The following is a 15,267-nucleotide window of genomic DNA, read 5'->3' on the forward strand; positions in this document are numbered from 1 at the left end:
AATTTGTAATTTATTTTAAACTGTTTAAGGTTTCTTCAATAACATCAAAATCGGTTTCAACGGCTCGATAACGCACAATTTTGCCTTTTTTATCGATTATAATATACCTTGGAATCCAATCAAGATCAATTGCTTTGGCAAATACTCCTTTCATCTGGTCATTGGCCATATAGTGATCTCCTTTTATTTCATGCTTTTCAATGCCTTGTTTCCATTTATCGGCTGTTTTATCCATAGAGATAAAAACATAATTCACTTCGGGATGGTTAGCTTGTAATGCTTTCAATTTAGGCATCGCTTTTACACAATCACCACACCAAGACGCCCACATTTCAACAACCACAGTTTTACCTTTGTTCTTTTTTAAAATATCCTTAAAAGCAACTTGTTGGTCTGACAAGGACAATAGTTTTTCATTCAAAGCAACAGGTGAAAAATTGGTTTTTTGCGCTTGAGAACAAGAAAAACTAGCAAAAGCGATAAAAATAGCTAGCATTTTTTTCATAAATGTATTTTTTTGGTTTTTACAAATTTAAAGAAAGTATTTCATCTATCACGAAATTGATTTTACAGTTTAGTTGTTTTTTTGTTAAATAACCAAAAAAATAACGTTATCGTTAATAAATAAAAATCTGCAAAAAAGATGATGCCTTATTTGGGTCTGACAAATCTTCCTTGTAAAGCGCAGTTAAGATTTTATCACGACACTTCACTATACATAAACCAAGATAGAACACCTTCTTAAAAAAGCGATAACACAAAAAAAATGCGCCTATTACAAGAATAGCCGCACTTTATAAAGTTAAAATTAAATCAATTACAACTTTAAATCTTCGATATCATTGTGGTGTACTTTTTGCACAACCACTGCCTTAGAAAGTAACACTATGCTTGGATTAGCACGCTCCACCGTTTTCAAAGCAATCGGGTCACAGAAATAAAAATCAAAGGTCAAACCATATTGTTTTTGAGCTTTTGCTATTTGCTCTGGAGACGAAGCTGTCATACCAATAACTTTGTATCCCTTTTTCACAGCTTTTTGATGCAATGCTTCCAGTTTTTTCATTCCATCGGCATCTGCAATTTCTAAATCGTAGGCTACCATTAGCATGAATTTTTCATTTCTTAAAAAAAGGTCTCTATACTCCACTCCATCTTTCTCCATGGTAAAATCATGAATGGGAGGCACATACCCTTCTTTAATAACTTTATCTTTACGATCTACAAAGGTGGCTCCTTCAGGAATTTGCATTAACTCCTTATCAGTAAACTCTTTATTTTCGCCATTTACATTATAAATGAACACCATTTCTACCACACTTTTGGGTGCATCATCAGGGATAACCATTCCTTCATTGATATTATTTCCTACTTTAAAAGGTCTAAAATCTATCAAAGGCAAATGATTTAAAACCCAATATCCCATGAAACAACTCAAGAAAAAAGCGGCTAAAACAATCACTTTTTGGGTACCCAAACCAAACAATGGTTCAATCCATTTTTGATTGAAATACAAAATCAAAATAAAGACCAATAAAACAATGTCTTTTCCAAAGGTTTCCCATGGTTTCAATTTTAAGGCATCGCCGAAACAACCACAATCTTTTACTACATCAAAATATGCCGAGTAAAACGTTAAAAAAGTAAAAACAATGATTAAGAGTAATAAACTCCAAATAGTCCATTTGGTCTGATATCCTAACAGTAACATGACACCCAAAACTACTTCAAGAATTACTAAAAACAAGGCAATCGCTAAAGCAAATGGTGACAAAAAAGGCACATTAAAAACCGCCTCGCTAAAATATTCTACCAATTTATAAGAAAATCCTAGAGGATCATTTAGCTTAATTAATCCAGAAATAATAAATAAAACCCCAACAAAAAGTCGAGAAAAATGAGTGAGCAGTTGTCGCATAATAATAATTTATTTTATGAAAAAAATTTGGGTAAAAATTAGGGATAAACACTGATAAAAGCAACTATTATAGGTTAAAATCATCCAAAAAAAAACCGTGAAAATTATCTGAAAGCAGATAAAAACAAAACAACCAAAAAAACAGCTGTTCTTTTGGTTGTTTGTTTACAAAATTATCGTAATAAAGATATTTCCCTAAGGTAATAATCTATTGAACTGCATTTTCTTTTCGCTCTAATAATGCCATATAAAACCCATCAAAACCCGATTCAGAAGCTAAAATTTTATGATCTTTGATAAAAGTAAATTCTTTACCGATATCAGTAGTTAAAAAGCGTTTCACTTGTTCTTGATTTTCAGAAGGAAGTACTGAACAGGTTGCATACACCAATTTTCCACCTGGTTTCACAATTTTAGAATAGCTTTCTAAAACCTCAGATTGTACTTTTCTGATGTTATCAATAAACTCAGGTTGTAATTTCCACTTAGCATCAGGATTTCTTTTCAAAACACCAAGTCCACTACATGGAGCATCAATCAATACTCTATCCGCTTTTTGATGTAACTTTTTGATGACTTTAGTTGAATCAATGATACGATATTCAATATTAAAAGCACTATCTCTTTTGGCTCTTATTTTCAATTGCTTGAGTTTGCTTTCGTATAAATCCATAGCAATTAACTGACCTTTATTTTCCATCAAGGCGGCTATATGCAACGTTTTTCCTCCTGCTCCTGCACAAGTATCTACAACGCGCATTCCAGGTTTAACATCCAAGAAAGCAGCTACTAACTGTGAGTTAGCATCTTGAACTTCGAACAATCCTTGTTTAAAAGCATCCGTTAAAAAAACATTAGCTCTTTCGCGTAAAACTAAGGCATCAGGTTGATCTGGTAAGGTATCAGTTTCAATATTCAAATCCATCAAAAGCGCTCTTAATTGCTCTTTTGTAGTTTTCAACGTATTTACTCTTAACACCACTTTGGCTGGTTGATTTTGAGCAGCGATTTCTTTGGACCACACTTTTTCACCAAGCTCCTTAACTCCTACTTCATCCATCCAATCTGGAATAGATTCTTTAAAAGCACGAATTTTTGAAAGTTCATCGAATCGTCCTTTAATTTTTCGTTCTGGCGTACCTTCAAGCTGTCTCCAATCTGGAATTGGATAGCCTCTTAATACGGCCCATACTGAAAACATTCTCCATAAATTATCTCTATCAAAAGGCTCCTTTACTTCGGCAATTTCAGCATATAATCGTTTCCAACGTACTATTTCGTATATGGTTTCGGCAACAAACTTTCTATCGGAACTTCCCCAACGTTTGTCTTTTTTTAAAGAACGCGCTACAACTTTATCGGCATATTCTCCTTCATTGAATATCGCATTCAAAGCGTCTATCGTAGTGTAAACTAAATTTCTGTGTAATCTCATTTTAAATAATTGAAATGCAAAGGTACTATTTATTGGTTGAATGTTAAATTTTTAGTACGCATTGTTCTTTGATAATTTTAATCCCCAAAAAAAAACACTGCAAAAAACAGTGTTTTTAAAGTATGTATTATTTGATTCTGTGCAGTCCGAGATTTTCGGGAGCGTGAAGCACCATTGGGAATTTTTCTATTTTCACAGAACTACTATCCAAACCGAAAGCACTTTCTTCAGATAAACTCAATTTTTTAATTAAAAAATAAGAATTCATAATGATTTTTTCATGCCATAATAAATCGGAATCATTGGATAAGAATTTTTCTGAAAGCACAAATTTAAAGTCTCCAATAATATTGTTTTTATTTAAAGACTCATAACGGCTGGTCACATCTACTTCACCCCTTTTAACCATATCAAGAATCACTTCACGAAACATCAAATTAATTTTGGTAGGCTCTCTAAATCCTAAATTAAAATCTATTCTGTATAAATCGTCTTTTACAATTTCGGTTACTTTGTATTCTTTTTTGTACGGTTCGTTTAAGACATTTACATGAACAAACCAATAAATATCAGCTCTTTTTGGTCTTTTCTGAAGAATGGAGTACATCACCTTTTCTTCAATTTCATCTATTCGACCAGCATTAGTCAAATAGATTAAGTGTGTTGCATATTTAGGAATGGTCAGATCATTACTCAATTCCACTAATACTTTTTTGAAATTGTCAATTTTTACAATTTTAGTATAGCTTTTATTAATTTTTTTAGCCAAATACCAAATGGTCATTACAGATATTAAAACTAATGCAATAAATAAAGTTACATATCCACCTTCGGAAAATTTTGTAACATTTGCAGCCAAAAAGCTAAATTCAATGATTAAATACAAGGAAATAAGGGGCATGAAAAAATACCATTTCACACGCTTCATTATTAAATAATAATTCAATAATATGGTAGTCATTATCATACAAAGTATAATCGCTAAACCATAAGCATGTTCCATATTACTTGATTCTCTAAAATGAAGCACAATACCAATACAACCCGCTAACAACAACCAGTTAATGGATGGAATATACAATTGTCCTTTCAATTCCGTAGGATATTTAATTTTGACTTTAGGCCAAAAATTCAATCTCATGGCTTCATTTATTAAAGTAAACGAACCACTAATTAAAGCTTGAGAAGCAATTACTGCCGCAAGTGTTGCAATAACAATTCCAAATGGTTGGAACCAACTTGGCATAATTAAATAAAATGGATTTCCATTCTTTCCTCCAAGAGATTGTAAAGTTTCACCCCCTTGATTGATCAAGTAAGCTGCCTGACCAAAATAGTTCATCATCAGCGCTACTTTTACAAAAATCCAACTGATGCGGATGTTTTTTCTTCCACAATGCCCCATATCGGAATATAATGCTTCTGCACCTGTAGTACATAAAAAAACAAATCCAAGTACAAAGAATCCTTCAGGATGAATAGATAATAAATTGTAGGCGTAATATGGATTAATCGCTTTAAATACCTCAGGGTGTGAAAAAACCTGTATAGTTCCTAAAATCGCTAACATACTAAACCAAATGGTCATCATTGGAGCAAAAAACCGCCCTACTAACTTAGTACCAAACTGCTGAATTGTAAACAGCATCACCAAAATAGCAATAACGATTGGTACCGTATTGATTTCAGGGTTATACGTCTTAATCCCTTCTACAGCTGACGAAACCGAAATTGGAGGGGTAATTATACCATCGGCTAATAAAGCACTACCACCAATTATTGCAGGAACAATAAGCCACTTGATCTTAGTTTTTTTGACCAAAGCATATAGCGCAAAAATCCCTCCTTCTCCATGGTTATCGGCACTTAAGGTCAGAATAACATATTTTAAAGTAGTTTGTAATGTTAAAGTCCAAAAAACACAGGAAACTCCTCCTAATACAACATCGGGATCAATTATGTGTGTGCCAAGTATAGCTTTCATTACATATAAAGGTGATGTACCAATATCACCATAAATAATCCCTAAAGAAATTAATAAACCACCTAATGTCAATTTACTATGCAGGTCTTTGTGCGATGTGCTCATGAAAAAAAATTAAAAAACTGCACCAAATTTAGTATTTTAAAATATATAACAAGATTTTATTACAACAAATAATTAAAAAAAGCACGACCTAATTGCCGTGCTTTATGTTTAGAAAATTAAATTCTTCTATTACCTACCCTGCTTATCCTATTGCCATCTGCTGGGTTTACTGATTGTGAATGCTTTCTTGACATTTCATCACTATCATTTTCATTTGATGAAGCGGATCTTGACTCTCTCATTTTATCTCTCGCCCCTTGTCCTTGCGAGCGTTTTGTATCTATTTCGCTCCAATTTGATTCTCCTCTATTTACATCTGATTGTGACACGATTACTCTTCGGTTTGAATAAGTATCTCGTGATTCGTTATTTACTGAATGACTATTGTACTCGTTGCGATTCGCTCTTGTATTCGATGTACGATTAGGATATATTGCTGGATTTTGATACACCGTTTCTCTTCTTTCACTTTCTCCTCTAGTATTCAAATAATGATTTACTCCATTACCTTCTTTATTACCTCGATTTCCGCCACGTCTTTCTAATTCATATCTGTTAGTAACGTATTTATTCCTATTGGAAAATGAATAATTAGGATATCTTTTTTCATAATAATTTTGACGATAAGGCGCACAAATACTATGCGCTCTGTTGCTTTTTCTATAACTTACATAATAATAGGCATTATGATTATCGATACAAGAAATTATGTTATCACGGTATCGGTATACGGGAAACGGACGCCATGAAGCATAATAAGAAGGATAATAATTCCAAGTCCAAGTAGAACAATACGGACGATAGTTTCTACTATAAAAAGTGGCGTATATGGCAGGAGTTTGATAATATACTGGTTCGTAAATATAATTTGGACCATATAAAAAAACATCACCCACCACTTGTATGCTCAACGTATTGTAACGATCAGTCTCAATGTCAATGGTGGCAACATCTTGAAATAAATTCCTTCCTAACACCGCTTGAATCACCACTACATGTGTTCGGTTTTCTACAGATTCAATCACTCTCAAATAATCCACTTGATTATCGTAATTAAGATCTAAATTAGAAAGCTGTCTTCTTGGATCATTTAATCGTTGTTCAAAATCCTGAATGTTTTGAGAGGCGCCAAAAACAGAAGCCACCGCTTTTAAATCCAAATGATCGCTTAGTTCATTGTTGGCAACTGTAATCGAAGTACGTCCTTGAGCAGTAGTAGTTGCTATACTTACAATGCTTAGTAGGGCTGAAAAAAGTAGTTTGGTTTTCATAATTATTGGTTTTAGATTCTAATAGCTACAAACCAATTACTGTGCCAAGAAGATCTTACAGTGCCTGCGTTATTCTTCTTAAAATCGTATTTTTGTCTATAAAAAAACGAACAAAATGAAACCAAAACCAACAATATCTCTATGTTTCAGCATATTATACAGTATATTTAGCAATGGCCAAAACAGTAAATCAACAACAATAAATTTTAATAAAGTAACGATAGATACTCTTTTTACGGATACCATCAGCATACGTACTTTGAATCTTGAAAAAGACAAAGTTTGGTTTGCTGCAGATAAAAATCGCTACGGGTATTTCGATTTAACTAAAAAGGAACGAATTATTAAAAAAATTGAAAACCTCAGTCATAAACTAGAGTTTCGCAGCTCGGCACTCACGTCTACACATCTTTTTACACTCTCTATCGCTAATCCTGCTTTTTTGTATAAGATTGATAAAACTAAAGGAACGACTGAATTGGTGTATCAAAACAACCATGAAAAAATATTTTTTGATAGTCTCCAATTTTGGAACACAAAAGAAGGAATTGCTTTGGGTGACCCAATAGATGACTATTTTAAAATACTCATCACCCGCGATGCAGGCACCACTTGGAAGGAATTACCAACAGCCTCCTTCTTTAAAAACACAACTGAAGAAGGCGCTTTTGCAGCAAGTAACACCAATATCATCCTACAAGGCCATCATACTTGGCTGGTTTCTGGTGGAAAAAAAGCAAGAGTTTTTTATTCTTCTGATAAAGGAAATTCATGGCAAGTGCATGAGACCCCAATTGTTCAAGGCAAAACAATGACTGGGATTTTTACCGGAGCGTTTTATGATTCAAAAATTGGTTGTATTGCTGGAGGCGATTATGAGTTACCAAAGCAAAATCATAGCAACAAAGCCATCACTTTTAATGGTGGAAAAAGCTGGAAACTTATTGGAGAAAACAAAGGTCCTGGATATATTTCATGTGTACAATTTATCCCGAAAAGCAAAGGAAAAGGGTTGCTTACTGTTGGAGCAACCGGTATCCATTATTCAAAAGATAGTGGTACGACTTGGCATGAAATTAGTTCAGATCCCACCCTTTACACTCTTCGTTTTTTGAATCCCACCACTGCCATTGCTGCTGGAAAAAACAAGATGATCAGAATCGTTTTCAAAACAAAATAATCGTAAGAAACAACACAACTTTTAGTTGGATTTTTAACTATAATTCGTATTTCTATGCTAAAAAAAACTATTTTTGAAAGCGTTATAAATGATGTACTGATGACCAAACACAAACACTTCTTTCCACTATTCCTTTTATTCCTTTTTTGTATTACCAATAATGGCATTGCCCAAAGAAAAGAACATCATCCAAAAAATGAATTTAGAGCAGTTTGGATAGCAACGGTTGTGAATATTGATTGGCCGAAAAAAAGCACCGATTCGGTTGCAAAGCAAAAAGAAGATTATTTAGCAATACTAGACACTTATCAGCAACTAAACTATAATGCGGTTATTGTCCAAATTCGTAGTGTTGGAGATGCTTTTTACCCATCAGATTTAGCTCCTTGGTCTCGTTTTTTGACTGGAAAAGAAGGAAAAGCCCCCGAACCAAATTATGATACTTTAGAATGGATGATCGAAGAAGCTCATAAAAGAGGATTCGAATTCCACGCTTGGCTCAATCCGTACCGTGCTACTTTTGACTTGAACAAAGCGCAATTGAGCCCAAACCACGATGTTTTCAAACATCCTGAATGGATGATTTCTTATGGAGGAAAAATATACTACAATCCTGCTCTCCCTCAAGTTCAAGATCATTTGGCCAAAATAGTAGAGGAAGTAGTGGTCAAATACGACATTGATGCCATACATTTTGATGATTACTTTTACCCTTACAAGATTAAAGGAGAAAATTTCAATGATACCGCCTCATTTAAGCAATATGGCAATGGAATGAATTTAGAAGATTGGAGAAGAAACAACGTTACTATTTTCGTTCATAAAATACATACCGTAATCCAACAACACAAACCTTGGGTACAATTTGGTATTAGTCCTTTTGGTGTATGGCGCAACAAGTCAGTAGATCCTAAAGGCTCTGACACCCAATCTGGACAAACCAATTACGACGATCTGTATGCAGATCCTTTATTATGGATGCAAAACAAGTGGATCGACTATGTCCTACCGCAATTGTATTGGAGCATCAATCACAAAACAGCTTCTTATGCTAAACTTTTAAAATGGTGGTCTGAAAACACTTCGGATGTCAACCTATACATCGGTAACGGTACCTATAAAATAAAGAACGATTCGGATAAAAATTGGAACAATATTCATGAAATCCCAAATCAAATTGACTTAACCAGAAGCTATCACAATGTTCAAGGAAATGCCTTTTATAGCGCTAAATGGTTCATCAACAACCATAAGGAAGTAACCAATATATTGCAAAATCATCATTATAAATATCCTGCAATTCCGCTACCTGTTCCAAGATCAAAACATATTGTTATTGATAACCCGGTGATCAACCATATTGAAATTGATTCTACAAACTGCACCTTCACTTTACCAATACCTTTGAATACCAAAGTTCGATACGTAATGGTCTATGCTGCAAAAAAAGATGCTAAAATCGACATCAACAAACCGGAACAGATTATTGAAAAATATTTTATAGACCCAAAATCAACAGTCATTAACTTTAGCATTCCGCTAATCGCAATTGATGAAAACAAATCCATTGCCTTCACTTTTATTGACTTTTATGGCAATGAAAGCAAAGAAACCATTGTTGATTTACCCAACGAAGACTAACCCAACTTGATCCCCTATTTTATGAATTCCGAAAAATCACCTTGGTATTGGATACCACTATTAAATTTTGCTTCAGGTTTTCCGTATGCCATTATCATTTCAGTATCTGTTTTAATGTACAAAAATTTAGGCATTAGCAACGAAGATATCGGGATGTATACGAGTTTATTATACTTACCTTGGGTGATCAAACCACTATGGAGCCCTTTCATTGATTTGCATGCTACCAAAAGAAAATGGTTTTTGGCCATGCAACTGCTGATCTCCCTTGCATTTCTTATTGTAGGACTAACCATTCCTATGCATCATTTTTTCTTTTTGAGTTTAGCTCTATTTTGGGTAGCTGCTTTTGCGTCTGCTTCCAATGATGTTTCCATTGATGGCTTTTATTTATTGGCATTAACTAAAGACAAACAATCTTTTTTCTTAGGGATCCGAAGTACTTTTTATCGTTTATCCATGCTTACTGCCAATGGTGTAATGGTACTTTTGGCGGGTTATTTGGAAGAAAAATATAGCGACAATACTAAAGCTTGGTCTTATACCATGCTCGTGGTAGCTAGTATCATGGTTTTTATTACTGTTTATAATTTTTTCATGACTCCCAATCCCGAAGTTGAGGAGGAATACCTTCGTAGTAATGCCAATCACAAAGCAAGTTTTACAGAGGTATTCGTGACTTTTTTTCAAAAAAAGCAAATTGGATTGATCCTAACCTTCATTTTAGTGTATCGATTAGGAGAATCCCAATTGATGAAGATGCTTACTCCTTTTTTAATTGATGACGTTACTAAAGGCGGAATGGGATTGAGTACCGAAGATGTAGGCGTAATTTATGGTACATTTGGAGTAGCCGCTTTGGTTATTGGAGGTATCATTGGAGGTATCGTAATTTCGAGAGACGGTCTTGGAAAATGGATGCTCCCCATGATTTTAACGATGCATTTGCCAATACTTGGTTTTATCTACCTATCGCATTTTCACCCTTCCGATATCATCAATATTCATTTTGAATTTTTGAAAACTGTTTTTGATTACAACTTAAATCCACACATTACTGCAGTTGTCGTTATAGAGCAATTTGGCTATGGCTTTGGTTTTGCAGCTTTCATGATGTACTTGATCCATGTTGCCGAAGGAGAATCCAAAACCTCCCACTACTCTATTGCCACTGGTTTTATGGCCTTGGGAATGATGCTTCCTGGAATGGCAAGTGGTTATATTCAAGAGTATTTGGGCTATGGCAACTTCTTTATTTGGGTCTTTTTAGCGACAATTCCTGGGATTATTTTATCTCACTTTTTGATTTTTCCTTATGATTTTGGAAAAAAAGAAACAGAAAAACAATAACACAACACATGACAACCGAACAAAAAATAGGACAATTCTTTTTTCCTGCCGTATTTATTAACGACAGCGAAGAAAACATTCAAGCAACCGAACGCTTGATTCGTGAATACAATATTGGTGGCTTAACCTTTTTTCACAGTCGAGCTAGTGCAGCCACCAACTATGAAGGCAACAAAAAAATTGAATTCAATAACGAAAGTTACGAACGATTAAAAGCCTTAATTATACGTTACCAAAAAGCAGCACAAACTCCGCTATTAATGATTATAGATGCCGAATGGGGCTTGGCAATGCGTATTGAAAAAACACCTCAATATCCTTATGCTATTACACTTGGAGCTATTCCAGTGACCGAAAAACACTTGATTTATGAAGTTGGCAAACAAATTGGCAACGATTTAAAATCAGCAGGTATTCATTATAATTTGGCTCCTTTGGCAGATATCAATACCGATCCAAACAATCCCGTTATTGGATATCGCTCTTTTGGCGAAGACAAAAATAAAGTCGCCACCTTCGCTTTGGAATATTTAAAAGGAATGACGGCTGCGGGAATTTTGGGTTGTTTAAAACACTTCCCTGGTCACGGTAATACTAATGTTGATTCCCATTTAGGATTACCTGTTCTGAATGAAAAATTAGACGAATTGCTATCCAATGAATTAGTTCCTTTTATCGAAGGAATTGAAAACAAGGTCGACTCTATCATGATTGGTCATTTGGCTGTTCCTGCTTTAAATGATGGAGAAAATACTTCGGCGACACTTTCTAAAGCAGTGATTGAAGGATTACTCCGAGAACGATTGGGATACGATGGTTTAATCATTTCGGATGCATTGAATATGCATAGCGTTTCCAAACTGTATCCTCAAAAAGGAATTTTAGAATGGGAAGCTTTCAACGCGGGCAACGATGTGTTATGTTTTGCCGAAAATGTCCCTGAAGGAATTCAGGAAATCTTAAAAAGAGCCGATGTTTCAAGAATTGAAGCTAGTTTTGAACGTATTTGGAAATGCAAAGTACAAGCTGGACTTATTACAGAAAACGAAATCAGCTTACCAAACTTAGATTGGAAAACTACAGCAACAATTAACCAAAAATGTGCTGAAAAATCGATCACGCTAGTTCAGAAAAACTGCGCAACCTCTATAACCGATTTTATCAATTCGAGCCAAAAAATAGCCAAAGTAAGTCTTTACAAAGACAGCAATAATCCGTTTTTTAAAGGATTGGAAAAGACCATTCAAGGCGATTGCTTTTCGATTGCATTGAACGACGAAAATCTAGACGAAAAACTTCAAGAAATAGACAAATATGACACTTTGGTTATTGCTTTATTTGTTCCAAAGGCCAAACCCATCGCTAATTTTGAAATTGAAGAGGCAATAATCAATTGGCTAAGTGAAGTGGTGTTAACAAAGAAAGTGGTGTTGCATTTGTTTGGCAATCCGTATGCGCTGCAAGTGCTTCCAAATAGTACAGCCGCATCGGTAGTAGTGATTGCTTATCAAGATCTTCCTGAATTTCAAGAAATAGCGGCTCAAAAAATCGCTTTGAACCAAGAATACGAAGGGACTTTGCCTGTGACTTTGCTCTTGAAGTAATACAACATTGAAAAATATTCTTTAAAACGGCACTATTTGGACGTTACCACAAGGATCGGACTTTAGGCTACAATCCAATCCCAATGTCATTAAGTTAAAAGATTTTAGATTGAAGATTAACGATTCTTGATTTTGGATTTTGGAGCAAGTGAATTAAAAATTATATGATTTTCAGCATCTTATACATCAGAAATCAAAAATCGTTAAACAAAAATCAGCAATCATTTTATCATTTAATCCTTTAACTTAATGACATTGACTCCAATCCCTAACTCAAAATACTGTAATGAACAACAATAATCCATATTAAATAACGATAGTAATGAAGCTATCGTTTTTTTGCTTATAAATAAGACACCCATTCTTACTTCGTAGCCCCGATGGGAGGGAAAATCCTTTTTTTATAGTTAACAGGTTGGCATAACCTGTTAACTATAAAAAAAGATTGGAAGGACAGCGGGACATTATCTCTAAAAAAGCGCTTTGTATCCCGCTCCAAAAGAAGCAGAAAACTAGCCAAGTTACTAATTGTCAGTTTTTTAAATATTATACAACGTTTTCGTTAAAAAGTGTTATAAATTTATTAAATAAGCAATCGTTATTCGATAATAGCAATTTATAATTACTTTTTATTGTACCACCCGTACTTAGTGCTTATTTTTGCCACAGAAATAAAAACAAAATTTAAAATCATATAATTATGTCATTAGTAGGTAAAAAATTTCCAAGTATTGCGGTTGATGCTATCTCTGAAATGGGAGACAATTTGAAAATCAACATTTTTGAAGAAGCGGTAAACAATAACAAAAAAGTATTGTTGTTTTGGTACCCAAAAGATTTCACTTTTGTTTGTCCAACAGAATTACACGCATTTCAAGCTGCTTTACCAGAATTTGAAAAAAGAAATACAATCGTAATTGGTGCTTCTTGCGATACGAACGAAGTTCACTTTGCTTGGTTGAATACTCCAAAAAACAACGGTGGTATCGAGGGAGTAACCTATCCAATCTTGGCTGACACCAATAGAAACTTAGCTAACATTCTTGGTATTTTAGATATTGAGTCTACAAGCTACAGCGAAGAAACTGACTCTGTAATTGTTGAAGGTTCAAACGTAACCTACAGAGCTACTTATTTGATTGACGAAACAGGTAAAATTTTCCACGAAAGTGTAAACGACATGCCATTGGGTCGTAACGTAAACGAATACTTACGTATGGTAGATGCTTACACTCACGTTCAAGAAAAAGGTGAAGTATGTCCAGCTAACTGGGAAGCTGGTAAAGAAGCAATGAGTGCTGACAGAAAAAGTACTGCTGAATACTTAAGCTTAAACTAATAACAAATTCCAAATTTTAAATTCCAAATTCCAATGTAGTTCTTTGTAACACTATCAAAAAATTGGAATTTGGGATTTTAAAAATTGAATTTTAAAATTTAAATTATGTTAATCGAATTAAACGAAGATACATTAGGTGCTTTGGTAGCACAAAACGAAAAAGTGGTAGTACAATATTCTGCTTCTTGGTGTGGTAATTGTAGAATTATGAAGCCAAAATTCAAAAAAATGGCTACTGAAAACGAAAACTTGACGTTTGTTTTGGTAGATGCTGAGAATTCGCCAGAATCTAGAAAATTAGCCAATGTGACTAACTTACCAACTTTTGCAACATTTGTTGGAGGAAAATTAGTGAACGAAACGCAAACCAATAAAGCGGAAGTTTTGGCTGATTTAGTAAAAGAAATCGCCTAATAGCTTCTCAAAAAAAAATATTTCAATTTTATACCTTTACAAGAATGAAACTCCCTGTTATCAAACACCTCACACAATTTATAGAAGAAAACGATCAAGATTATATTATTGAAGCTATTGAAGTTTTAGAAGCACTTACTGAAGTTTCTTCTTTAAAAGATGAAGAGATGGACGTGATTGGCGAATTGATTTCGAATATGTACGGTGCATTAGAAGTAAACAAAATGGTAAAAACAGGTACCGATAAAAAAGAAGCCTTAAACACGTTCATGAAACGCGTTTTAGGTTCGATTGATAAATAAATTCGGTTTCCTAAATCTAAAAAGCCTGCACATCAAGTTGATTGCAGACTTTTTAGGTTTAACTCAATTGAGAGCTATTCCAAATCTTCGATAAGCTCCGCTTTTAAAGCCTCGGCTTCGTAAGTATCTGTCGTGAATTTAGGAGCCGTAGAAGCTTTCAAGGTATTGAAACGCTCCAAGGCTTCAGCTTCGTCCTCTTCTCCACTAAAATATGGAAAAATATCCACAATAGGAGATTCAGAAATAGCCGGAATAGCATACTCACCCATAGTATTTTGCATGGCAAAAATAGTGTTATCAAACGCCTCTTTCACATCATTGGCTTGTACCAAAAGATACATATTGGTTTTTCGTTCTTTACCACTTTCTTCGTCAAAAGCTAATAACGACACTTTGGACTTGAACCAACGATCGGCATTTTCAAAAGGGTGAATTTCGGCGTAATTGCCAACTTTAATATTGGTGATTTTAAATTCTTCGCTAATGTAGGCTGCCATTTCTTCATTGATACGCTTCTCCGCTTCGGTATAGGATAAAGCATCCACTAAATAAGGTTCGGTGGTAATCTTTTGACCGCCAGTTTCATCCGTTTTTCTATATTTTACTTTGCATTCGTACCAAGTTGTGCTCATCTTATATCATTTTTAGGGTGCCAAAGATAGATTTTAAGCCCTAGAAAACGAACGAATCTCAAAATAGATATTCACAATTTTAAAAAGAACCA

The 15,267-nt window shown here is 34.3% G+C and carries 13 protein-coding genes; 7 read left to right on the forward strand and 6 right to left on the reverse strand.

The features are described 5' to 3' along the window. Window positions 1–10 precede the first annotated feature (10 nt). The 5 genes from AO58_RS0101815 to AO58_RS17505 form a co-directional block, all read right to left on the reverse strand. Window positions 11–505, reverse strand: a complete 495-nt coding sequence (locus AO58_RS0101815; RefSeq protein WP_024980069.1) for a TlpA family protein disulfide reductase — start codon at window positions 503–505, stop codon at window positions 11–13. Between the two features lie 312 nt (window positions 506–817). Next, a complete protein-coding gene (locus tag AO58_RS0101820; RefSeq protein ID WP_024980070.1) occupies window positions 818–1,918 on the reverse strand; it encodes a BT_3928 family protein in 1,101 nt (366 codons plus the stop codon). A 208-nt stretch (window positions 1,919–2,126) separates the two neighbouring features. Beyond that, entirely contained in the window at window positions 2,127–3,353 is a 1,227-nt protein-coding gene (locus AO58_RS0101825) for an RsmB/NOP family class I SAM-dependent RNA methyltransferase (RefSeq protein ID WP_024980071.1), read from the reverse strand. Between the two features lie 127 nt (window positions 3,354–3,480). Beyond that, window positions 3,481–5,442 carry a KUP/HAK/KT family potassium transporter gene (locus AO58_RS0101830; RefSeq protein WP_024980072.1) on the reverse strand — a complete coding sequence of 654 codons (1,962 nt, stop codon included), beginning with the start codon at window positions 5,440–5,442 and terminating at the stop codon, window positions 3,481–3,483. Window positions 5,443–5,558: 116 nt separating this feature from the next. Next, a complete protein-coding gene (locus AO58_RS17505; RefSeq protein WP_024980073.1) occupies window positions 5,559–6,713 on the reverse strand; it encodes a hypothetical protein in 1,155 nt (384 codons plus the stop codon). 115 nt (window positions 6,714–6,828) lie between these two features. Between AO58_RS17505 and AO58_RS0101840 the strand changes: the two genes are divergently transcribed. From AO58_RS0101840 to AO58_RS0101870, 7 genes are all read left to right on the forward strand, one after another. Continuing rightward, window positions 6,829–7,893, forward strand: a complete 1,065-nt coding sequence (locus AO58_RS0101840; protein WP_024980074.1) for a WD40/YVTN/BNR-like repeat-containing protein — start codon at window positions 6,829–6,831, stop codon at window positions 7,891–7,893. A 54-nt stretch (window positions 7,894–7,947) separates the two neighbouring features. Next, window positions 7,948–9,534 carry a glycoside hydrolase family 10-like protein gene (locus AO58_RS0101845; protein ID WP_139225541.1) on the forward strand — a complete coding sequence of 529 codons (1,587 nt, stop codon included), beginning with the start codon at window positions 7,948–7,950 and terminating at the stop codon, window positions 9,532–9,534. A 21-nt stretch (window positions 9,535–9,555) separates the two neighbouring features. Next, window positions 9,556–10,884: an MFS transporter gene (locus AO58_RS0101850; RefSeq protein WP_024980076.1), complete on the forward strand. Its 1,329-nt coding sequence runs from the start codon at window positions 9,556–9,558 to the stop codon at window positions 10,882–10,884. Window positions 10,885–10,892: 8 nt separating this feature from the next. Then, on the forward strand, window positions 10,893–12,488 hold the full coding sequence (locus tag AO58_RS0101855; RefSeq protein ID WP_024980077.1) for a glycoside hydrolase family 3 protein: 1,596 nt from the start codon (window positions 10,893–10,895) through the stop codon (window positions 12,486–12,488). Window positions 12,489–13,188: 700 nt separating this feature from the next. Further along, window positions 13,189–13,827, forward strand: a complete 639-nt coding sequence (locus AO58_RS0101860; protein WP_024980078.1) for a peroxiredoxin — start codon at window positions 13,189–13,191, stop codon at window positions 13,825–13,827. A 105-nt stretch (window positions 13,828–13,932) separates the two neighbouring features. After that, window positions 13,933–14,241, forward strand: coding sequence for a thioredoxin family protein (locus AO58_RS0101865; protein WP_024980079.1), 309 nt, complete (start codon window positions 13,933–13,935; stop codon window positions 14,239–14,241). 44 nt (window positions 14,242–14,285) lie between these two features. Further along, window positions 14,286–14,543: a DUF6952 family protein gene (locus tag AO58_RS0101870; RefSeq protein ID WP_024980080.1), complete on the forward strand. Its 258-nt coding sequence runs from the start codon at window positions 14,286–14,288 to the stop codon at window positions 14,541–14,543. A gap of 74 nt (window positions 14,544–14,617) precedes the next feature. Here the strand turns inward: AO58_RS0101870 and AO58_RS0101875 are convergent, their stop codons facing one another. Next, window positions 14,618–15,175: a DUF4494 domain-containing protein gene (locus tag AO58_RS0101875; RefSeq protein WP_024980081.1), complete on the reverse strand. Its 558-nt coding sequence runs from the start codon at window positions 15,173–15,175 to the stop codon at window positions 14,618–14,620. Between the last annotated feature and the right edge of the window lie 92 nt (window positions 15,176–15,267).

It is taken from the genome of Flavobacterium succinicans LMG 10402 (assembly GCF_000611675.1).
GTDB classification, from domain to species: Bacteria; Bacteroidota; Bacteroidia; order Flavobacteriales; family Flavobacteriaceae; genus Flavobacterium; species Flavobacterium succinicans.